Below are 20,007 nucleotides of genomic sequence, written 5' to 3'. Positions count from 1 at the left end.
CTATAATAAATATAAGAATTTTATTTTAGAAAGGTCATCATGCTAAATTATAGTCAAATTATTAAAAATGAACGTATTAAACAGAACATGACGCAACAAGCTTTGGCAAAAGGGATTTGCTCTACTTCTTATTTAAGCAAAATTGAAAAAGAACATGTTATTCCACGCGATCACATTCGTGAAGCACTCTTAAAAAAACTAAATCTAAATACGCATTATTTAAAAATGTCACAAGAAGAAGAATTCCTTCGTGAACTACATCGTGCATTTCAATATGCTATCCATTTAAACAGCGCTGAACACGCACAAATCGTTTGGAACCACTTTAATGAATTCAATATTGAGTTTTCAACACGTGAAAATTTTTATCAATGTAATTTATATTTACAACGCATCGCCATTATTGCGAAACAACCCATTCTCGATTTAGATGAAATTTCAGCAGCATTTGCCTCTGTTTTAAATAATTTAAATCCTGAACAACTTTTTATTTTCTATGTAAATTCATGCCATTATTGCTTAGAGAATCGATTATATAAAGATGCAATGAAGTTTATGAGTAAAGCTGAAAAAGTCATCCAGGATTATGAACATGAGATTCCAGAGTGGCTCATTGGTAACTTTCATTTTATTTCAAGTCAATTAACGTACACGATTCATCACTATTCAGCTGCCTTCTCTCATGCACATCTCGCTCTCACGATTTTTGAAAAACTAAATTTACAAACACCTATTATTAATTGTTATATCCAAATTGGCATTTGTAATAATCGGAGTGGCTTATTTGAATATGCAAAAAAAGCACTTCAAACAGCTTATCACCTTGCTGTTCAATTAGAAAAAAAAGAATTATACGGCACCATTCTTCAACAATTAGGTCAGCACGCTGCTCTGACAGGTGAATCAAAAGAAGCCATTCAATATTATCGTGAAAGTTTGGAACATACAGTTTCGGTAGAACCAAAATTAGCCGCAATTCACCATATGATTAAAGAGTATTCTAAACTAAATCAACCGACATTCATTCAATATTGGTGTAAAAAAGGCATTCAACTTGTATCAGAACATCTAAACACACCTTTTTACAGAACATTCTATTTCCAGTTTAGGTTCTATCAAATGTTGCATCATATCGAATCACTAAAGCCCGATGTCATTGAAGAAGCAATTACATACTTTGAAGAATGTGAGGAATTAATTCTCGTCCAGAAATACGCCATTGCTTTCGGTCATGTCTTTTATGAACAACAGTCTTTTGAAGACGCTGCTAAACTCTATAAAAAAGCCAATGAAGTTTCTCTCACGATTCAAAGAAGAAACTATTGGCAAGATCTATAATGAAAAGACCAGTATGACATAACAGTATTTTAAATAGAGAAAATCCCTTATGATTTTGGATCATAGGGGATTCTTAATTTATACCAATCTTCGCTTCGAAAAATGAATAGAGGTAGGCAAGAAAAGAACGCAACGTCCTCTTGCAAATCTTGCCCCACTACATTACGTAGCGTTCGGGCATGGCTTCAAACTCCTCGTCACTACGTTCCCGTGGGGTTTTCAGCTCATGCTATTCCCGCAGGAGTCGTTTTCTACGCGTTCAATTGATTTGATTATTCGCATTTAAGACATATTATTTTGTTCTGTCCAAGCTCTTTAAATTGATAGAATGTATAATACAGAAAGTTAATTATGTATATTAATAAAAATTAGCTTACGATTTTTGAACCCTTTGAACGATTGCATTTCCAACAAAGTGTTTGAAGATTATCTTCGCTAGACATTCCACCTTTTGAAATAGGAATAATATGATCAATTTCTAAAAGCAAATTGGGTTCGTCATTTATAGACAAATTACAGTTTTGACACGTATAATTATCGCGTTCCTTTATTTTTTCTCTTAATTTTGAAGTCATCAATGCTCGTTGTCCTTGTACACTTTTTTTAGAGTTCGTAAAAAATTAGAACCGCGCTATAATGCGATTCCAGTTTTTCTTATGCTCATATAAATTAGTATTTTTATACTTATGCCCCAACCTCTAATTTTTTATACATTCTTCGGTTGCGTAACGGTTACTTTAAATAAGTCGCCGTCAATCGTAATTTCCATACGTCCTTCATGTAAATCAACAATGGATTGTGCAATGGCTAATCCAAGACCTGATCCTTCTGTATGTCGAGAAGCATCTGCTCGTTTGAAGCGTTCATACAGTTCTTCGACATCTTCGCTAATTTCATATTTCGAGATGTTCTTCACAGTTAGTACCGTTTGTTTGTCATTGTCTTCTAATGTCACAAATACACGCGTTCCATCCATTGAATACTTAATCGCATTCCTGACTAAATTATCAATGACACGCCAGTAACGCTGACCATCAATATGTGTCGTCACTGCATGGTCTGGAATTTGTACTTGGAAACGTAAGCCAGACTGTTCAATGTCCGTTTCATGTTCACCGATCGCTTGTTGGACAAGCTGTGCTAAATCAACGTCTTGTTTATGCAATTCGATATTACCTGAACTCATCTTCGATACTTCAAATAAGTCATCAATTAATGTTTTTAAACGTTGTGATTTTTTATCGACGACATCAATATATTGTAGTCGTTCTTCTGTTGAAAGATTTTCTTTTTTCAGCAACTCTGTGTACGTAATAATCGATGTTAGTGGTGTTCGTAAATCGTGACTAACATTCGTGATTAACTCCGTTTTTAAGCGTTCACTCTTATATTGTTGTTGCTGTGATGTTTCCACACCTACTTGCATTTGATTAATCAATTCTGCAAGTTTCTTGAAGTCTGAGTAGCGTGTTAGCTCAATTTTTTCATCACTACCACGCTCTACAATTCGCTCCGTCGTTGTAATGACTTTGTTTAAATCCCCAATCTGCTTATAGAAGTAAATCGTGGTCGGAACAACAAATAAAATATAGAGGAAAACATAAAACAAGACAATAAATCCACTATTAAAGTTTGAAATCATAACCATAAAGCCGAATCCAGCTAAGAAAATGATAATGAGATACAGCGTTACTTTAATAAAGATGGGACTCTTTATTAAACCATTCTTAAAAATATGAATGACCCATTTCGTCGCAGATGTTTCCCATAGTTTTTTCTTATCCGCAAAAGCATAGAATACAGATAAAACGAGTTTAATCGTTACGTCCATTAACACCCAAATTACTAAACCAATTAAGATACACATTACAAGCATTTCGAATATAGAAGTGTACCCTTGATAATTCAAATAGTTATTAGTGTTATTAGCAATCTCAATGGATAGACCCATCGCAATAATAAAGAAAGCAATCGCTGCAAGCATTTGAATTTCAGCAGGCGCTTGATATACACGATACATATGGCGTTTTTTAATTAATAAAATACACGCAATGATGAAGAAAAGTCCTGAAATACCAAAGAAAATATAAAAGGCATACTGCACGATTTCGTATTTGTCTTTTTCTTTCAGTAATTCTGCAACACCTGTCGCATCTTGATTAATAAAGATTTGTCCTGTATAAACTGGGATATCTGTCATCATGAAACCATTTGTTTCTTGTAGATCTTCAAATCCTGATACATACGATAAATCTTCTAGTGATTTAATATCGTAAAAAGCACCATACTCTGTTGAGCGAAAAGCAATTTTAAATAGTGGATTTTTTTCCTCTGTTGCATTTTTAAATGTTTCACCTGTATCAACATTTTCTAAATCATACGAGAAATAAGGATATTGTTTTTTTAGTAATTCGCGATATTTGTCACGTTTTTCATAATAAAGCGTAATTTCTTTTTTCTGCTGTTTGATTAATTTTTCTTTTACATAGTTACGATCTTCAAATATACGCGTCACTTCTTTGATTTTTGCATCGCGTTCTTTTTTCAACTTATCAGAAAGTGATGTTGCCTCCATATCTTCTGCTTCTTGAATTCGCGCTACATATTCATCACGAATACTCATAATTTGGTCGCTCAACGTTCCGTTCTCTGTACGATAATTTTCAATTTGTTCATTCGTAATATTGATGTCTTTAATCGCCTGTTCTTTTGTCATCGAGTCGAGTTCAAAATAAGCCAGACTCGTCTTATAATTCGATAACTTCTCTTGGAATGTATTCGATTCAAAATAACTTTTAAATAACGTAGACTGCAAGATGACAATTAAGAAAATTGAAACCATCGCAAGTGCCATACTTAATGAAATGAACGGTTTCATCCATTTAGCCATTCACATTCTCTCCCAACATCTTTAATTTTGCGAGTAGTACATTCGGGTTACCCCATTCATGGAAGAAAATTTGAGAACAATAAATCAAACAAATAATCGCTAAACTAAGTGCCGCTAAAGAGGCAATCACTGATTTAAGACTTGTCGATCTTGTATCCAACTCCCCACACCACCTTCACATATTTCGGGTTTTTGGGATTGACCTCTATTTTCTCTCGAATTTTTCGAATATGTACCGCCACAATATTATCTGCATTATAAGCAGCTTCTTTCCAAACTCGCTCATAAATTTCATCAATGGAAAAAACACGCCCTACATGCTCCATTAATAGTTGTGTAATTTTAAATTCGATTGGTGTGAGTTTGACCTCATCCCCATCGACTGTTATCGTTTTGGTGTCATTATTTAATACGAGACCATCCACAACAATTTCGTTTGATTGTTGCTCTTTTTGTTCGTATGACCCAAAACGCATGTAACGACGTAATTGTGACTTCACACGTGCTAATAATTCTAAAGGATGAAAAGGCTTGCCGATATAGTCGTCTGCTCCCATAGATAAACCAAGTATTTTATCTGTTTCCTCTACTTTCGCACTGAGCATGATAATCGGAATATTTTGGTCTTCACGTATTTTAAACGTAGCAGCAATACCATCTAAATTTGGCATCATCACATCCATGATAATCAAATGAATTTCATGTTGTTTTAAAATCTCTAATGCTTCCTGACCATCAGCTGCTTTTTGTACATGATAACCTTCATTTTTTAAGTAAATCTCAATACCATCTCGAATGGCTTGATCATCATCTGCTACTAAAATTGTGTATTCCATCTGTATTCCTCCTGCTCTTTTGCTTACTCTTACTATATCGTTTATTTCTTAACATCTACTTAGGATAAATATGAAGATTTTCTTAAGATTCTATCGGCTGCTTTCCTTTTAACGTCACAACAAGAATACCGCCTAATAAAAAGGCTACGCCAACCCATGCGGTAAGACTTAAATTTTCACCTACTAAAAAGACGCCTAATAATGCCGCAGTTAATGGTTCTCCTAGTGATAGCGTGACTGCTGCAGAAGATGAAATCGCATGTAACCCGCGTAAAAATAATAAGTAGGCAATACTTGTTCCTGCTACACCCATCACAAAGAGTGGTAGCCAATTACTCGGAATCCCAATCCACTCGACGCCTAAAAAGAGTGAAAATGGTAACAAGATGACGCCACACATCGTAAATGTCATCGCAACAGAAGGTAATGCTGCTTCTTTTTCTAACAATACTTTACTAACATTTGTATAGGTTGCAAAGGCAACTCCTGCACAAAGAGCGCATAGAATGCCACTTGGGACAATTGTTGTTTCGCCTTTACTTGTAAATAACAGTACACAACCGATAATCGCAAAGCATGTCGCAAATGCCCATGTTCTAGTTGGTCTTGTTTTTAAAAAGAGCCATTCAATTAAGCCCGCAAAAATCGGTGAACTACCAATCGTCACAACGGTTCCTACTGCGACACCTGTTAAATGTACAGATGTAAAAAAAAGTGGTTGGAACAAAGCCATCGACAATGCAGCGAAAAAAGTTTGTTTCCAAGACCACGTTCGAAATGAGATCTTTTTCAAAAGAATCGCGATGATTAATAAGATTCCTCCACCAATTAATGAACGCATCATCGCAATCGGAATTGGATGAATGCCTTCTGTTAAGTATGTTTGTGTTGTACCAACTGTCCCCCATAAAACAGCTGCACATAACACGAGTATGTATGGTATAGCTTTCATTATGTATTCCTCCAATCCCCTATTCTACTTAAATATACCAATTAAAGTTTTATTGAGGCAAGATATGTTTTGCATTATACTACAATAGAAGGTAGGTGTTTCAATGTATAAAACAATTGCCGAAACCGCAAAAGAGATTAATATGCCCGAATCACAAGTCATGCGCTATGTGTTAGAAGGACGCATTCACTCGGTTCATGACGGACAGGATTTTTTAATTAATACACAACAATTTGACACATATTTTGAACAACTTGAACAAGTAAAACACGAAATTGAAATATGGAAAAATACGCCGATTCCTGAAGATATCGATGTAAAAGATGAAGACTAATACAAAAAAGAGAAACCGTCATGCCAAATTACACGACGATTTCTCTTTTTTTATTGTTTAACTATTAAGGAACCATCCAACCTAATACATTACTTTGTAAAAACGTAATGATACAAATACATAGTAATAGAATAATACTATATTTTAATGTGAAACGAAGTAACTCTGATTCACGTCCGACTAATCCAACAGCTGCTGCTGCAACTGCAATGGATTGTGGTGAAATCATCTTACCTGTTACACCACCAGATGAGTTCGCTGCAAGTGCTAATACTGGATCCATTCCTACATGCCCTGCTGTTACTTGTTGTAACTTCGCAAACATTACGTTCGCTGATGTATCTGAACCTGTGATAAATACGCCTAACCAACCAAGTACAGGTGAGAAGAATGGGAATAATGCGCCTGTTTTTGCTAACACAAGTGCAAGTGTCGTCATCATACCTGCTGCATTCGTTACATAAGCATAAGCAACTACCGCACAAATTGTAACGATTGGGAACTTGATTTCATTTAATGTTGAAAATAATGTTTGCCCCCATGCTTTAAAGCTCATACCAAAGATGAATTTTGTAATGAAGCACGCAATAAAGATGGCTGTACCTGCTGCGCCTAATAACTCTAATTTATAAACAGCCGCAATCGGTAATTCCGTCATCCCATCGATAATTTGATTATTCACAAAAGGTACTTCAGGTGTGAATGTTAGGAATTTACCAAGTGAATTAATAGCACTTAAAATCGCATTACTTCCTTCATAATGACCTGTTAAAGCCGTTTTGATTGTTGGAATACCCCATAACGAGATTAAAGCTGTTAATAAGATAAATGGTGACCATGCTTTAAAGATTTTACCTGCTGAATATCTTTCAATTTGTAATGTTGCTGTTTGCTCTTCATTTTTAAAACGATAAATTGTTTTGGGTTGCCAGAACTTCATGAATACTGCTAATGCTACAAGTGACACTAATGCAGAAAGTACATCTGGTAACTCAGGTCCTAAGAAGTTTGAAGATAAAAATTGCGTTACTGCGAATGTAATACCCGATACAAGAACTGCTGGTAATACTTCAATTGTCTTCTTCCATCCCGTCATAATAAATACAAGGAAGAATGGAATGAAGATTGATAAGATTGGTAACTGTCGTCCAACCATTTTTGAAATTTCTAATGCTGGAATACCTGTTGGTCCTTCCATCGCAATAATTGGAATCCCAATTGCTCCGAATGCTACGGGTGCCGTATTTGCGATTAAACATAAACCTGCTGCATATAATGGATTAAACCCTAAACCGACTAGTAATGCAGCTGATATTGCTACGGGCGCACCAAATCCTGCTGCTCCTTCTAAAAACGCACCAAAAGAAAACGCTACCAATAATGCTTGAATACGACGGTCTTCTGTAATTGAAAGTACAGATGAACGAATAATATCAAATTGTCCTACTCTTACTGTGATGTTATATAAAAATACAGATGTGACAATAATCCAAGCGATTGGCACAAGTCCATAGACTGCACCTTGACTTGCTGACATAACGGCTGTTTTAACAGGCATGTCAAATGCCACAACGGCTAGAATAAGTGCGATTAATAACGTGGTAAGACCTGCGATATGCCCCTTCATCTTTTTAATGGCAAGTGCCCAGAAAAAATAAAGTATTGGAATAATAGCTACAAGCGCCGTCCACCATAAGCTGTCCCCTACAGCGGTGAAATTTTGCGTGAATGTCATTTTTTCTCCCCCTTATGTACATCGTTACGTATTGAATTTTCGATATTTTGAAAAAATTCAATATAACATTAGGTCATCAGATGACCTAATTAAGATTATATATTCAAAATATTAGAAAAAACAATCTTTTTTTCAAAAAATTTTAACTTCTCTTCTTTTCAGAAAAAAACTGTCTACTCTCTTTCATGCTATAATACAAAAAGAACAAACAGAGAAACGGAGTGTTTTACATGGAAATTACACAAATTGAACGCTGTCATAAACAAACAGATGATTTAATTGCTACAGAAGGTGCAGATTTTTTAACTTCACCTATTCACTTTCTAAAAGAACATGATCAAGAGTTTTTATATATGGAATCACCACTTTTTGAAGAATTAAAGATGGATGCTGTTGTATTTGAATATGATGAGATGTTCGATGCATATACTGCTTTATTTGGTTTACGTTTACAGAAAAAATATGCTACTGCGATTAAAGAATATTTACACACTCATTTACGTTCGATTTTCGGTGCTTCTTCAGCTAGCTTTTCAGGTAATGAAGGACTGTGGGAGATTAATATTGCACTTACTGCTATTGAAGGATTTAAAGAAGATGGCACATTATTAGAAGCTCTTGTTTCACTTGAAAAATTCATGAGAGCATTAATAAATGAAGTAACTGCTAACTAAATCAAGTTCACAACAAAAAGCCAGAATCGCGTGATAAAGCGTAATTCTGGCTTTTCTTATATTTTGCTATGACTTTCAAACGGGTACAACAACCGATTGTTTCGATAGCATACTCGCGTAATCTTCTACCATTACAGAAGCAGTTGGATACATACCTGCACCAGGACCTACTAATGTAATCTTACCGATATAGTTCGTATCAAGTGCGACTGCATTATCGACGCCATCAATTGCATATAACGGATGTGCTGCATCAACAAGTTGAGGTCCAATTTCTGCATGAATTTTACCGTTTTCATCAATAGAAACTTCTGCAATATGGCGATAGCGTTGGCCATTTGCATCTGCTTGTTGTACTTGTTCCAATGTAATTTCAGAAATACCTACCACTTTTACATCTTCCCAGTTCGGTTGTTTACCGAATGCGAGCGCACTTAAAATCATTAGCTTTTTGAAAGCATCTTGTCCTGAAATATCATTATATGGATCTGCTTCTGCATATCCTAAATCTTGTGCATTTTTTAAAGCTGTTTCGAATGAAATACCTTCTGTACGCATTTGCGTTAAGATATAATTCGATGTGCCATTTAAAATACCTTGAATGTGTAATACATCATTCACACGTAAGATTGTCTCCATTGTTTTAATTACCGGTACACCACCTGCAGTAGTTGCTTCAAAACCTACTTGTACACCGTATTTTTTCGCCTTCTCTTGTAGCGCTTGACCAAATTTAGCAAACATGACTTTATTTGCAGTAATAACGTGCGCGCCTTTTTCAATTGCTGCATCTAAATAACCATATGCTGGTTCTTCTCCAACAATTGCTTCAAAGACAACGTCTAATTGTGGCAATGCTAAAATATCTTCAAAACGATTCGTTAATAAAGACGCATCTACACCTTCGCGCTCTTTTGAAACATTATGGACTAAAATTTTTGCTACTTCGATGTCCACACCCAGTGTTTCTTTCAATTGCTTTCGCTTTTCTTTCAAAATGTTAAAAATGCCTTCTCCTACCGTTCCGAACCCTAGGATTGCCACCTTCACTGCTGTCATATTGTTCGCCTCCAATGATTAAATTTAATTTGTTTATTTTGAACGTTCATTTCACAACTTAATGAAAATTCTAACGTATTTAAAGACATATTTCAAGAAAATTCTTTTTCAGAAGGACAATTGTTTTTTCTAAGAGGTCACTAAATACTGAATTTTAGAAAATAAAAGGAACTGCCTACAACGGATTGAGTCAGTTCCTTCTATTATATATAACTGATTTTAGAACCTATTTTGCGACCACTGTTACTTGTTGGAATGCTTGCTCTAACGCATGAGTTAGATCTTCTGCATTTTCAAGGCCGATTGATAAACGAATGAGTTCTTCTGGCACACCTGATTGAATAAGTTCTTCTTCATTTAATTGTTGATGTGTTGTTGAAGCTGGGTGAATAATTAATGAACGCGCATCACCTACATTGGCTACATGTGAGAATAGCTCAATTGCATCAATGAACTTGCGACCTGCTTCACGCCCACCTTTAATACCAAATGTTAAAACAGAACCTGCACCATTTTTTAAATATTTTTCTACGAGTGGCGCATACTCACTATCTTCAAATCCATTATAGTGTACCCATTCCACTTGTTCATGATTGCGTAAGAATGTCGCTACTTTATGTGCATTTTCATTATGACGTAGCACACGTAAATGAAGTGTCTCTAAACCTTGTAAGAAGTTAAAGGCTGCATCTGCACTCAATGTCGGACCGAAGTCACGTAATAATTGAACGCGTAAACGTGTTGCAAACGCTGCATTCGGTGCATCCACACCATAGCGAATACCATGATAAGAAGCATCTGGTTCTGTATAGTCTGGGAATTTACCCTGTGTCCAGTCGAACTTCCCTGCATCCACTACAATTCCACCGATTGTTGTACCATGTCCACCAATCCACTTTGTTGCCGAGTGAATCACAATATCTGCACCATGTTCAATCGGGTTACATCCAACTGGTGAAGCAAATGTATTATCGACGATGAGTGGAATTTGATGTTCATGTGCAATTTTTGCAAATGCTTCTAAGTCAACTACTGATAAACTTGGATTTCCGATTGTTTCAACATATAGCGCTTTTGTGTTCTCTTGAATCGCTTCTGCAAACTTCTCAGGCTCGCGTTCATCAACGAATGTTGTTGTAATACCGTAACGTGGAAGTGTATTCGCAAATAAATTGTACGTGCCACCATATAAACTATTCGCAGCTACAATATGATCTCCTGCACGCGCAATATTTAAAATACTAAATGAGATAGCAGCCATACCTGAAGATAGAGCGACTGCTGCTGTTCCTCCTTCTAATAAGGCAACACGTTTTTCAAACACATCAACTGTTGGATTCATAATGCGTGAATAAATATTGCCTGCTTCTTCTAGTGCGAATAATTTACGAGCATGTTCTGAATCATTAAATTGATATGCAGTTGTACGGTAAATAGGTACTGCAATTGCTCCTGTTACGGGGTCTGGTGATTGTCCGCCATGTACGGCTAATGTTTCTTTTTTGAATTCTGTCATATATGATTCCTCCTAAAATGAATTATGATGATGGACATCGGAATAAGGAATTATAGGAGAAGGATTTTATAAAAAAAGCCCTCTTCTTAGGTAAGAAGAGGGCTTTATCGAACATGGTCCTCCCCTTATCTGTCAGATCCGATAAAAAATCTGTAGGAATTAGCACCTTGGTTTCAAAAAAGAAACTGGTTGCTGGGCATCGCAGGGCCTATCCCTCCGCCACTCTTGATAAAGGTTTTAAACATATAATGTTTCCATCAATTTCTATCTAGTATAGTCATCTATTTTTCATTCGTCAATCTTTTTTCTGAAAATTTTTATTATACTGATTTAATTCTTTTAAAATACAATTTTATTTTTAAATAAAAATTACTAAAAAACTTTTTAAAATAAATCAAAGGTTTTCGAATAAGATGAGCATTTATGGTAGCATAGTCTTTGAATACAAATGACAATAGGAGTTGAATGAATCATGAATCAAGTAAAAGAATTATTACGTAGTCATACTTCTGTCCGTAAATATACAGGCGAAGAAATTCCAAAAGAAGTGGTATATGATTTAATCGAAACTGCACAGATGGCTGCAACATCACACTTTGTACAAGCATATAGTGTGATTCATGTGACAGATCCTGAGAAAAAAGCGAAACTTGGCGAATTATCGAATAATGATTTCCAATTCAAAACAGCTGGCGCTTCTTTCTTATTCTGCGTAGATTTCAAACGTCTTCAAATTGCTGGTCAAAAATACGATATTGATATTACAGCTGATTCGGCTGAAAATGTCTTAGTGGGTGTAGCAGATGTTAGCTTATTTGCTCAAAACTTCGTTATTGCAGCTGAAGCTGAAGGCTACGGTATTTGTTATATTGGTGGCGCACGTAATAATCCAAAAGAAATTAGCGAATTATTCAACCTACCTGAATACGTCTTCCCGATGTTTGCGATGACGATCGGCAAACCAACGAAAACAAATGATACAAAACCACGTTTACCAGTGGAAGCAATTGTACATGAAAATGGTTATGATGTAGAAAAATATGACGCACTATTAACACAATATGATAAAGAACTTGGTGAGTACTACTTAAACCGTAATGCTAATCAAAAAGTAACGAACTGGACGAAACAAATGGCGGATTACTTAGTAAACCAACAACGTCCGTTCATTAAAGATTTCCTTGCTTCACAAGGCTTCACGTGGAAATAGTCTAAATACAAGAAAGAATCACACTTACGATTGTGCGATTCTTTCTTTTTATTTTTTCAATTGAATCGATATTTCAATATGGTTTAGTTGTTGTTCTAAATCATATAAAGCTTCATATGCTTCATCAAGTGTCACGCGTTCAAAACGTATTTGGTCACCTGGCTTCATTTGCCCGAAACGATGTAAGTCAGCTGAAATCACCTGTCCAATTCGAGGATAACCACCTGTTGTTTGACGATCTGCTAATAAAATGATGGGTTGTCCATCATTCGCTACTTGAATCGTTCCATTCGTTACTGCTTCTGAAACCATCTCTTGTTGCACATCTTTTTGAAGCTTAAACCCTTTTAAACGATACCCCATACGGTCAGATGACATAGCAACATCAAAATGAACACGTTCAAAATTTTGTTGTGTAGCTGTTGTAAACCATTGATATTCGTTCCCTTCGACGAAACGAATACGATGTCTTTTACGTGCTTTTTTATAAAAATCAGGTCGGACATGCCACGAAACTGTACTAAAATAATCAGTTTCAATCGGTAATACAGGTGTATCCCAATTTGTATTCATTAACTGTATTTCATCTTGTTCTTGAAGCGCACGTCCATTTAGACCGCCCATATTTGCGCGCAAGTATGTACTTTTACTTCCGAGCTTTTCTTCTATTGAAAAACCATGTTGCACAGCAAGATAACTTCTCAATCCTTTTTTTGCACCTTTAAAACGAAGTGTTTGATTGGCACGAACCAACACAGGTCGCCACTGTGGTACGTCCATCCCCTGAATTGTCGGTGTTAAGTCACCACCTGTAATTGCAATATACGTATCTTCTGAAAAATGAAATACCGTACCGCGCATCGTTACTTCGATACACGCTTCGTGCTGATGATTCCCTAATAAACGATTGGCAATTTTAAGTGCAAAAGAATCCATCGCCCCGCTTACAATAACGCCAATATTTTGATAGCCGATTCGTCCAATATCTTGGATTGTTGCAAGTGTGCCAGCTTTTAAGCAAGTGATTGACATAGACTTTCTCCTTTCAGCGCATGATATTCTTCAATTGAAATAGGATAGAATCGAATCCAGACACCTGCTCGTAATAAGGTAGGATTTTCTGCTTCTGGTGTAAATAAAGCTGTTGGTGTACGTCCGATGATTTGCCAACCACCCGGTGTTTCAATTGAATACACCCCTGTTTGTGAACCTGCAATCCCAACAGATCCTGCTTCAATTTTCAAACGTGGTGTTTGTTTTCTTGGTGTTGCTAATGATTCGTCTAGTCCGCCTAAATACGGGAACCCTGGTGCGAACCCTAACATATAAACAAAATAATCACGTCCTGTATGTTTTTGAATCACTTCTTTTGGCGTGATGCTATGATAGTTTGCGACTTCTTCTAAATCAGGCCCAAATTCGCCACCATAGCAAACAGGAATTTCAACTACCTCTTCCACCTGTTCTGTAACAGTTATTTCTTGTTGTAGAATAATACAGATTTTTTCTTCTAACCACTGATATGGATTTTGTCGATTGTGTATTTTCTTCTTCACATCTAGTGGGTTAAACAAAATTGTGATTACTTGAAATGATGGTACGATTTCTTCATACGGTAACTCCGCATCCTCTATATGTTGGATTAATAATTGCATCATATGATACTGTTGGACGCTCACCGCTTCGTTAAATTCAATACGAATCGCAGCGTCTCCCATTGGCGATATTGTTGTGTATTCATTAAATCGCATGTCGCCACCCCTTTTCCCGAATTTCGGAATTTTAATTCTGAATATAGGAATAATTATAGAATTATTCAATTATTTTCGCAATTATTTTTTAAAATATCGGACTATTCAAGCTATACACACTTTTTATTTTATGGTATTATTCGAAACATAAGTTTCTTAAAACGGAACTAATAAACTGAATTACGGACTAAAATGGGGATAAAGGAGTTGATTTCATGTTTCAAGTCGACTTGAACTGCGATTTAGGTGAAAGTTTTGGTGCATACAAAATGGGCAATGACGAATTAATCTTAGATTATGTCACGTCAGCCAATATCGCCTGTGGTTTCCACGCTGGTGATCCACATGTCATGCGAAAAACAGTAGAGCTAGCACTTGAAAAGAACGTCAAAATTGGGGCACATCCTGGGTTTCCAGACTTAGTAGGTTTCGGTCGCAATGCGATGCATCTATCACCACACGAAGTTTTCAACATTGTCACGTACCAAATCGGGGCATTACAAGCTTTGACGACTGCTTTCGGTGGAAAATTAGAACATGTCAAACCACATGGCGCACTGTATAATTTAGCAGCAAAAGATGAAAGCCTTTCCACTGCTATTGCAGAAGCGATTTACGCAGTAAATCCTGAATTTGTCTTATATGGCCTTTCAGGTAGTGAACTCATCAAAGCAGGTGAAAAAATCGGTCTCAAAACAGCGAGTGAAGTATTTTCAGACCGTACCTATCAAGCTGATGGCTCGTTAACATCTCGTACATTACCAAATGCACTTATTACAGATGACCATCAAGCTGTTGAACAAGTATTGAATATGATTACAAAAGGAACAGTTCAAACCGTTCAACAAACAAGTTATCCAATTGTCGCAAATACCGTTTGTATCCATGGGGATGGCGTACACGCACTACAATTTGCACAATTCATTCATCAACGATTAACGGAGAGTGGGATTCAAGTTACACCGTTCCGTTAGAACAAAGGGGAGTTTCATATGGAAAAAGTCGACTTACATACACAGTCATCGACAAAGAAGAAAGCTGGCGCTAGTGTCCTATTAGGTGCCGCCTTCTTAATGGCCACATCATCAATCGGTCCTGGATTTTTAACACAAACAACGATTTTCACAGATCAACTACGCGCGAGTTTTGGTTTCGTTATTTTAATCTCGCTCTTACTCGATGTTTTTGCACAAATGAACGTTTGGCGCATTATTGTCGTATCGGGTTTGCGCGGGCAAGAGATTGCGAATAAAGTACTACCTGGTCTAGGATTCGTTCTAGCCATCTTAATTGTTTTTGGTGGACTTGCTTTTAATATCGGAAACGTCGCCGGTGCTGGTCTTGGTCTGAACGCAATGCTTGGACTTGATGTAACAACTGGCGCTGCACTAAGTGCGATTTTTGCGATTGTTATTTTCTTATTCAAAGAGGCAAGCAAAATTATGGACCGCGCTGCACAAGTAGCTGGTGGTATTATGATTCTTCTGATGATGTACGTAGCGATTTCAACAGCACCGCCTGTTGGTGAGGCAGTGATTCGTACATTCGTACCAACGGAATTAAGTATTTTTGCCATTGTGACATTGGTGGGTGGTACTGTCGGTGGTTATATTACATTCGCAGGTGGTCACCGTTTACTAGATGCTGGATTAAAAGGTACAAGCGCAATTCCAGAAGTGAATAAAAGCTCGATTACAGGGATTGCTGTAACAGGTGTTATGCGTGTTCTTCTATTCCTAGCTGTATTAGGTGTTGTATCACAAGGTGTTAAATTAGCTGCAGATAACCCTGCTGCTTCTGTATTCGAAAGTGCTTTAGGTACTGCTGGTTTCCGTATTTTCGGTGTGATTATGTGGGCTGCAGCTGTTACTTCAGTTGTCGGCGCTGCTTACACATCTGTATCATTCATTAAAACATTCCATAAAAATATTGCTAAGTATGAAAACTGGATTATTATTGCGTTTATCGCGATTTCAGCTCTTGTCTTCATCTCAGTTGGTAAACCTATCAATGTACTTGTATTAGCTGGTGCATTAAATGGTCTAATCTTACCAATCGCACTTGGCACATTATTAATTGCTGTTCATAAAAAATCAATCGTGGGCAATTATAAACATCCAAAATGGCTAACGATTACAGGGATCCTTGTTGTCGTATCGATGGGGACACTTGGCTACATGACATTGGTTGAACAAATTCAATTACTAATGAAATAAGGAGTGAACGAGAATGGATTATGCAAACTTATCACCTGCTGAAATTCGCAAGTTAATTCGCGAAAAGCAGATTACAGGTCCAACAGCTGGTCACGCACTTGGCTATGCACAGGCAAATTTAGCTATTTTAAAAAAGGAACACGCTTTTGATTTTCTCTTATTTGCACAACGAAATCCAAAAGCCTGTCCAATTTTAGATGTAATCGAACCTGGTGAAGTCGCACCAAAAGGAATCGCCAAAGATGCAGATATTCGTACAGATATTCCAAAATATCGCGTCTATAAAAAAGGTGTATTCGTTGAAGAAGTAACGGATTTATATGATTACTGGTCAGATGATTTCGTCTGCTTCTTAATCGGTTGTAGTTTCTCTTTTGAAAATGCACTACTGAATAACGAGATTGATGTACGTCATATTTCAGAGGGCTGTAATGTACCGATGTATAAAACAAATATCGCTACGACACCTGCTGGACTTTTCGAAGGTCCGACCGTTGTCTCGATGCGTCCGATTCCTGAAGCAGACGTAGTACGTGCAGTTCAAGTAACTTCACGTTTTCCTTCTGTTCATGGTGCGCCGCTTCATATTGGTAATCCTGAAACAATCGGTATTCAAGATCTTTCAAAACCAGACTTTGGTGATGCAGTAACCATTAAAGAAGGCGAAGTACCTGTATTTTGGGCTTGTGGTGTTACGCCTCAAGCAATTGCTATGCACGTAAAACCCGATTTAATGATTACACATGCACCTGGACATATGTTTATAACGGATATTCGTGACGAGCATTTAGGGATTCTATAAAATTCAATTTAAAAGCCAAAGAGGGCCTGAGACAAAAGTATTTTCAACATAGCAAATCCCGTATGATTTTTCAAAATCATACGGGATTTGCTCGTTCAGATTAATTTCCGCTTCGAAAAACGAATAGAGGTAGGCAAGAAAAGAACGCAACGTCCTGTTGCAAATCTTGCCCCACTACATCACGCAGCGTTCGGGCATGGCTTCAAACTCCTCGTCACTACGTTCCTGTGGGGTTTTCAGCTCATGCTAATCCCACAGGAGTCGTTTTCTACGAGTTCAATTGATTTGATCATTCGCATTTGAGACATATTATTTTGTTCTGTCCCAATCTCCCTTTTTTAAAATGAAATTCAATCAAAAACTTTAAGAGAAAACTAAAATCAGCAACGTAATCAACGCTAAGGTTCCTTGTTTAAAAAATATGCTTATATTAGAACTAGAATATGCACCATATAACGCCACTAAAACAATGTAAATCATATTAATTATAAGTAATTCCTGTCCATTATTTGAGATAAAAGCTGCATATAAAATAACTAAACCAATAAGACCGTTATAAATACCTTGATTTTTCATAAGTAGCTTAATTTTATCGCTGCTTAATTCTTTCTTAGTAAAATTAAATGTTTTAGATGTTCGATCTGAACTAGTTGCTAATGTTTCTAGGTACATAATAAATAAAAACTCAATAGCTACTAATGTACTCAACACTTTAATCACAATATCCATTAGCACACCGTCCTTTCCATATATTTTTATGACTTTATCATCTATATAGTAAATAGATAACATAGCTATAAGTGAATTATTCTTCCTATCCATTCCCTATCATATTATTTCTTGTTCCACTAGAAACTAAACTTTTAAAAAAATTATTCTACCTCAAAATATAATGGAACACTTAATCACCCTTTACTAATTGATAAAAATATATGTTTAATGTATTGAATCAAATACATCATTTTTAGTTTTTGGTTTAATGATGAATTTTGTTATAACGTACAAGAAAATAAATAAAAAGCATGCGATTGATGTCAGTTCACTTGTCACAATTGTCGATGGTATTCCTTGTACGCCAATGAATACGTTACAAGCAAATGCTAATAGGAAACCCACTTGTGCAAAAATTGTCAGATATTTTGCTAACTTTTCTCTAAAATCCACCATTTCCACTCCTTTCCTATTTATTATACTTGATACATATAAAAAGTTCAGAATGAGACATAACACTCACCTTCCTTCTTTAGGGTTCTAAACAAAAAATCGGAACCGCATTGTGGCGCGATTCCGATTTTTCTTATGCTCATATGAGATGGTGTTTCTACACTGATATCTCATCTTCTATTTCAAACTCGTATGTTATTAGTAGCCAAACTTACTAGCAAATTGTTGTGCAATTAGTTGAACTTCTTGTAATTTTTCTGGTTTTAATAAAAGGAGCATTTTAGGAACGAATTCTTGAATGTCTTGTTGTGAGAATGTACCTTCATCTTGCTTTTTAAAGTTTTCTAGAAGTATTGCGCGCGCTTCCTCTTCTTTTCCTTCTTGCACTCGTTCTAAAATGAACTGTAAAAACTTTTCTTGTCCTTGTTGATCCATCATCTTATATCTCCTAAATTATCTAGATTTTTCCCTACGTAGGGATTTTCATCGTATCATAAATTATCCAACCAATCAGCACGATTAAAATGAATAGTGTTACATAGATTCATGATTTTTATGAACATTATCTACTTTTCTTTTACTCCGAACATCGCACCAATTAAAAGTCCTGCAAAAATTCCGATAATCATCGCTATTCCCGAATCAATAGAATGGATGCGATTTAATATAATCCCTATAATCAGTAGTATAGAACCCAGTGTGCCCAATATGATCTTTTTCATCTTCATTCGTCACCTACTTTTTTAATTCGTTACACTTCTGGGCGATAACCTAACTTTAAAGAGATATCGAGTGCTGCTTCTTTTGCTTTTGGAATAAATACAGCAAGATGTTCTTCTGCGTAATTCGTTTCAATTCCTGCAATACTAATCGCTGCAACAACCTCACCTAAATGATTAAAAATTGGAACGCCAACTGCTGCAGTAAAATCTTCTAGCTCTGAAAAACTCACCGTATATCCTTTATTTCTCGTTTCAGAAATCGAATGACGTAGTGCTTCTTCTGATGTGATGGTTCCCTTTGCATAAGCTGTTAATTCTACTCGCTTCAAGTAGTCTTCTCGTTCCGTTGGTGGTAAAAACGATAGAATGGCTCTTGCACAAGCACCTGCATAAAGAGGTGTACGACGTCCAATCGTTGTATAAAGACGAACCGGTTGAATCGACTGTAACTTTTCAATATATACTGCTTCATCGCCGTCACGAATAATGAGATTGATGGCCTCACCTAACTCCTGATGTAACTTCTCCATCGCTGGTAATGCCACTTGGCGTAAATCAATTCGTTCAGAAACAAGATGTCCGAAGCGTAAAAAAAGAATGCCTAAACTATATTTCCCGTTCGCATCTTTATCTAATAAGCCCATTTCTTCTAATGATTGCAGCATACGATAGACGGATGTTTTCGGTATTCCTGATAATTCAATAATTTCATTAAATGTTAATTTCGCATGATTTATAAATAAATTAAGTATTTCCATTGAGCGTACAACTGTTTTATTTTTACTTTGCATACTAAATACTCCTTTTT

The 20,007-nt window shown here is 36.3% G+C and carries 22 protein-coding genes and 1 riboswitch; of the genes, 7 read left to right on the top strand and 15 right to left on the bottom strand.

Annotated features, from left to right (window positions below; translation table 11 throughout):
- The first annotated feature begins 39 nt into the window (after positions 1 to 39).
- Positions 40 to 1,338 (top strand): helix-turn-helix domain-containing protein, encoded by a 1,299-nt coding sequence (locus MHB75_RS14075; protein ID WP_141273925.1) that lies wholly within the window; start codon positions 40 to 42, stop codon positions 1,336 to 1,338.
- Positions 1,339 to 1,706: 368 nt separating this feature from the next.
- Here the strand turns inward: MHB75_RS14075 and MHB75_RS15150 are convergent, their stop codons facing one another.
- The 5 genes from MHB75_RS15150 to MHB75_RS14055 all read right to left on the bottom strand — a co-directional run bounded on the left by MHB75_RS15150 (position 1,707) and on the right by MHB75_RS14055 (position 6,016).
- Entirely contained in the window at positions 1,707 to 1,913 is a 207-nt protein-coding gene (locus tag MHB75_RS15150; RefSeq protein WP_445667010.1) for an HNH endonuclease, read from the bottom strand.
- 131 nt (positions 1,914 to 2,044) lie between these two features.
- The gene (locus MHB75_RS14070) at positions 2,045 to 4,228 is read right to left on the bottom strand and encodes a HAMP domain-containing sensor histidine kinase (protein WP_340998390.1); all 2,184 of its coding nucleotides are present in this window, start codon (positions 4,226 to 4,228) and stop codon (positions 2,045 to 2,047) included.
- Complete coding sequence (locus MHB75_RS14065) at positions 4,221 to 4,388, bottom strand: hypothetical protein (RefSeq protein ID WP_156422379.1); 168 nt, start codon at positions 4,386 to 4,388, stop codon at positions 4,221 to 4,223. Before MHB75_RS14065 ends, MHB75_RS14070 begins: the two co-directional genes overlap by 8 nt.
- Positions 4,363 to 5,064 carry a response regulator transcription factor gene (locus MHB75_RS14060; protein ID WP_340998388.1) on the bottom strand — a complete coding sequence of 234 codons (702 nt, stop codon included), beginning with the start codon at positions 5,062 to 5,064 and terminating at the stop codon, positions 4,363 to 4,365. The genes MHB75_RS14065 and MHB75_RS14060 overlap by 26 nt, the downstream gene beginning before the upstream one ends.
- Before the next feature lie 82 nt (positions 5,065 to 5,146).
- Positions 5,147 to 6,016 carry a DMT family transporter gene (locus MHB75_RS14055; RefSeq protein WP_340998386.1) on the bottom strand — a complete coding sequence of 290 codons (870 nt, stop codon included), beginning with the start codon at positions 6,014 to 6,016 and terminating at the stop codon, positions 5,147 to 5,149.
- Positions 6,017 to 6,119: 103 nt separating this feature from the next.
- On the opposite strand from MHB75_RS14055, the gene MHB75_RS14050 reads away from it, so the two are divergent.
- On the top strand, positions 6,120 to 6,350 hold the full coding sequence (locus tag MHB75_RS14050) for a helix-turn-helix domain-containing protein (RefSeq protein ID WP_141274827.1): 231 nt from the start codon (positions 6,120 to 6,122) through the stop codon (positions 6,348 to 6,350).
- Positions 6,351 to 6,414: 64 nt separating this feature from the next.
- Here MHB75_RS14050 and MHB75_RS14045 read toward each other — a convergent pair whose 3' ends face one another.
- Complete coding sequence (locus tag MHB75_RS14045; RefSeq protein WP_340998383.1) at positions 6,415 to 8,085, bottom strand: L-lactate permease; 1,671 nt, start codon at positions 8,083 to 8,085, stop codon at positions 6,415 to 6,417.
- Between the two features lie 230 nt (positions 8,086 to 8,315).
- Here MHB75_RS14045 and MHB75_RS14040 point away from each other — a divergent pair, with 230 nt between their 5' ends.
- A complete protein-coding gene (locus tag MHB75_RS14040) occupies positions 8,316 to 8,759 on the top strand; it encodes a hypothetical protein (protein WP_340998381.1) in 444 nt (147 codons plus the stop codon).
- 75 nt (positions 8,760 to 8,834) lie between these two features.
- On the opposite strand, the gene MHB75_RS14035 is transcribed toward MHB75_RS14040, so the two are convergent.
- Positions 8,835 to 9,818, bottom strand: coding sequence for a homoserine dehydrogenase (locus tag MHB75_RS14035; RefSeq protein ID WP_121176460.1), 984 nt, complete (start codon positions 9,816 to 9,818; stop codon positions 8,835 to 8,837).
- 226 nt (positions 9,819 to 10,044) lie between these two features.
- Entirely contained in the window at positions 10,045 to 11,334 is a 1,290-nt protein-coding gene (locus MHB75_RS14030) for an O-acetylhomoserine aminocarboxypropyltransferase/cysteine synthase family protein (RefSeq protein WP_141274831.1), read from the bottom strand.
- A 122-nt stretch (positions 11,335 to 11,456) separates the two neighbouring features.
- Positions 11,457 to 11,569: riboswitch (SAM riboswitch) on the bottom strand.
- A 237-nt stretch (positions 11,570 to 11,806) separates the two neighbouring features.
- Here MHB75_RS14030 and nfsA point away from each other — a divergent pair.
- Positions 11,807 to 12,544: an oxygen-insensitive NADPH nitroreductase gene (gene nfsA, locus MHB75_RS14025; RefSeq protein WP_068456325.1), complete on the top strand. Its 738-nt coding sequence runs from the start codon at positions 11,807 to 11,809 to the stop codon at positions 12,542 to 12,544.
- Positions 12,545 to 12,592: 48 nt separating this feature from the next.
- On the opposite strand, the gene MHB75_RS14020 is transcribed toward nfsA, so the two are convergent.
- Together MHB75_RS14020 and pxpB are read right to left on the bottom strand one after the other, a co-directional pair.
- Positions 12,593 to 13,576: a 5-oxoprolinase subunit C family protein gene (locus MHB75_RS14020; RefSeq protein WP_340998378.1), complete on the bottom strand. Its 984-nt coding sequence runs from the start codon at positions 13,574 to 13,576 to the stop codon at positions 12,593 to 12,595.
- Positions 13,558 to 14,295, bottom strand: a complete 738-nt coding sequence (pxpB, locus tag MHB75_RS14015) for a 5-oxoprolinase subunit PxpB (protein WP_340998376.1) — start codon at positions 14,293 to 14,295, stop codon at positions 13,558 to 13,560. The genes MHB75_RS14020 and pxpB overlap by 19 nt, the downstream gene beginning before the upstream one ends.
- A gap of 215 nt (positions 14,296 to 14,510) precedes the next feature.
- Here pxpB and MHB75_RS14010 point away from each other — a divergent pair, with 215 nt between their 5' ends.
- The 3 genes from MHB75_RS14010 to MHB75_RS14000 are packed head-to-tail and all read left to right on the top strand — an operon-like array spanning position 14,511 to position 17,313.
- Positions 14,511 to 15,269 (top strand): LamB/YcsF family protein, encoded by a 759-nt coding sequence (locus MHB75_RS14010; RefSeq protein WP_087680926.1) that lies wholly within the window; start codon positions 14,511 to 14,513, stop codon positions 15,267 to 15,269.
- Positions 15,270 to 15,287: 18 nt separating this feature from the next.
- A complete protein-coding gene (locus tag MHB75_RS14005) occupies positions 15,288 to 16,511 on the top strand; it encodes an NRAMP family divalent metal transporter (protein ID WP_141274835.1) in 1,224 nt (407 codons plus the stop codon).
- Positions 16,512 to 16,524: 13 nt separating this feature from the next.
- The gene (locus MHB75_RS14000) at positions 16,525 to 17,313 is read left to right on the top strand and encodes a putative hydro-lyase (RefSeq protein WP_141274836.1); all 789 of its coding nucleotides are present in this window, start codon (positions 16,525 to 16,527) and stop codon (positions 17,311 to 17,313) included.
- Between the two features lie 363 nt (positions 17,314 to 17,676).
- Here MHB75_RS14000 and MHB75_RS13995 read toward each other — a convergent pair whose 3' ends face one another.
- The 5 genes from MHB75_RS13995 to MHB75_RS13975 all read right to left on the bottom strand — a co-directional run bounded on the left by MHB75_RS13995 (position 17,677) and on the right by MHB75_RS13975 (position 19,990).
- Complete coding sequence (locus tag MHB75_RS13995; protein WP_141273802.1) at positions 17,677 to 18,042, bottom strand: DUF1304 domain-containing protein; 366 nt, start codon at positions 18,040 to 18,042, stop codon at positions 17,677 to 17,679.
- Between the two features lie 207 nt (positions 18,043 to 18,249).
- Positions 18,250 to 18,477, bottom strand: coding sequence for a hypothetical protein (locus tag MHB75_RS13990; protein WP_141273803.1), 228 nt, complete (start codon positions 18,475 to 18,477; stop codon positions 18,250 to 18,252).
- 198 nt (positions 18,478 to 18,675) lie between these two features.
- Positions 18,676 to 18,915, bottom strand: a complete 240-nt coding sequence (locus tag MHB75_RS13985; protein WP_255314738.1) for a hypothetical protein — start codon at positions 18,913 to 18,915, stop codon at positions 18,676 to 18,678.
- Positions 18,916 to 19,043: 128 nt separating this feature from the next.
- Positions 19,044 to 19,199, bottom strand: a complete 156-nt coding sequence (locus MHB75_RS13980) for a hypothetical protein (RefSeq protein WP_170214735.1) — start codon at positions 19,197 to 19,199, stop codon at positions 19,044 to 19,046.
- A gap of 29 nt (positions 19,200 to 19,228) precedes the next feature.
- On the bottom strand, positions 19,229 to 19,990 hold the full coding sequence (locus MHB75_RS13975) for an IclR family transcriptional regulator (protein WP_340998368.1): 762 nt from the start codon (positions 19,988 to 19,990) through the stop codon (positions 19,229 to 19,231).
- Positions 19,991 to 20,007 lie beyond the last annotated feature (17 nt).

Origin of the sequence: Kurthia sp. FSL E2-0154, from assembly GCF_038003625.1 — a bacterium.
In the GTDB taxonomy this organism is placed as follows: domain Bacteria; phylum Bacillota; class Bacilli; order Bacillales_A; family Planococcaceae; genus Kurthia; species Kurthia gibsonii.
Note: the sequence above shows the minus strand (reverse complement) of the source record. Positions and strands in the feature narration are given on the sequence as shown.

Bases quoted from the DNA above. Each gene is read 5' to 3' on its own strand.
- MHB75_RS14000 (WP_141274836.1), top strand. From the start codon at position 16,525: ATGGATTATGCAAACTTATCACCTGCTGAAATTCGCAAGTTAATTCGC.
- pxpB (WP_340998376.1), bottom strand. From the start codon at position 14,295: ATGCGATTTAATGAATACACAACAATATCGCCAATGGGAGACGCTGCG.
- MHB75_RS14040 (WP_340998381.1), top strand. From the start codon at position 8,316: ATGGAAATTACACAAATTGAACGCTGTCATAAACAAACAGATGATTTA.
- MHB75_RS14055 (WP_340998386.1), bottom strand. From the start codon at position 6,016: ATGAAAGCTATACCATACATACTCGTGTTATGTGCAGCTGTTTTATGG.
- MHB75_RS13980 (WP_170214735.1), bottom strand. From the start codon at position 19,199: ATGAAAAAGATCATATTGGGCACACTGGGTTCTATACTACTGATTATA.
- MHB75_RS14060 (WP_340998388.1), bottom strand. From the start codon at position 5,064: ATGGAATACACAATTTTAGTAGCAGATGATGATCAAGCCATTCGAGAT.
- MHB75_RS14010 (WP_087680926.1), top strand. From the start codon at position 14,511: ATGTTTCAAGTCGACTTGAACTGCGATTTAGGTGAAAGTTTTGGTGCA.
- MHB75_RS14030 (WP_141274831.1), bottom strand. From the start codon at position 11,334: ATGACAGAATTCAAAAAAGAAACATTAGCCGTACATGGCGGACAATCA.
- nfsA (WP_068456325.1), top strand. From the start codon at position 11,807: ATGAATCAAGTAAAAGAATTATTACGTAGTCATACTTCTGTCCGTAAA.
- MHB75_RS14020 (WP_340998378.1), bottom strand. From the start codon at position 13,576: ATGTCAATCACTTGCTTAAAAGCTGGCACACTTGCAACAATCCAAGAT.
- MHB75_RS14045 (WP_340998383.1), bottom strand. From the start codon at position 8,085: ATGACATTCACGCAAAATTTCACCGCTGTAGGGGACAGCTTATGGTGG.
- MHB75_RS13995 (WP_141273802.1), bottom strand. From the start codon at position 18,042: ATGGATATTGTGATTAAAGTGTTGAGTACATTAGTAGCTATTGAGTTT.
- MHB75_RS13985 (WP_255314738.1), bottom strand. From the start codon at position 18,915: ATGATGGATCAACAAGGACAAGAAAAGTTTTTACAGTTCATTTTAGAA.
- MHB75_RS14075 (WP_141273925.1), top strand. From the start codon at position 40: ATGCTAAATTATAGTCAAATTATTAAAAATGAACGTATTAAACAGAAC.
- MHB75_RS13975 (WP_340998368.1), bottom strand. From the start codon at position 19,990: ATGCAAAGTAAAAATAAAACAGTTGTACGCTCAATGGAAATACTTAAT.
- MHB75_RS14035 (WP_121176460.1), bottom strand. From the start codon at position 9,818: ATGACAGCAGTGAAGGTGGCAATCCTAGGGTTCGGAACGGTAGGAGAA.
- MHB75_RS14005 (WP_141274835.1), top strand. From the start codon at position 15,288: ATGGAAAAAGTCGACTTACATACACAGTCATCGACAAAGAAGAAAGCT.
- MHB75_RS15150 (WP_445667010.1), bottom strand. From the start codon at position 1,913: ATGACTTCAAAATTAAGAGAAAAAATAAAGGAACGCGATAATTATACG.
- MHB75_RS14070 (WP_340998390.1), bottom strand. From the start codon at position 4,228: ATGGCTAAATGGATGAAACCGTTCATTTCATTAAGTATGGCACTTGCG.
- MHB75_RS14050 (WP_141274827.1), top strand. From the start codon at position 6,120: ATGTATAAAACAATTGCCGAAACCGCAAAAGAGATTAATATGCCCGAA.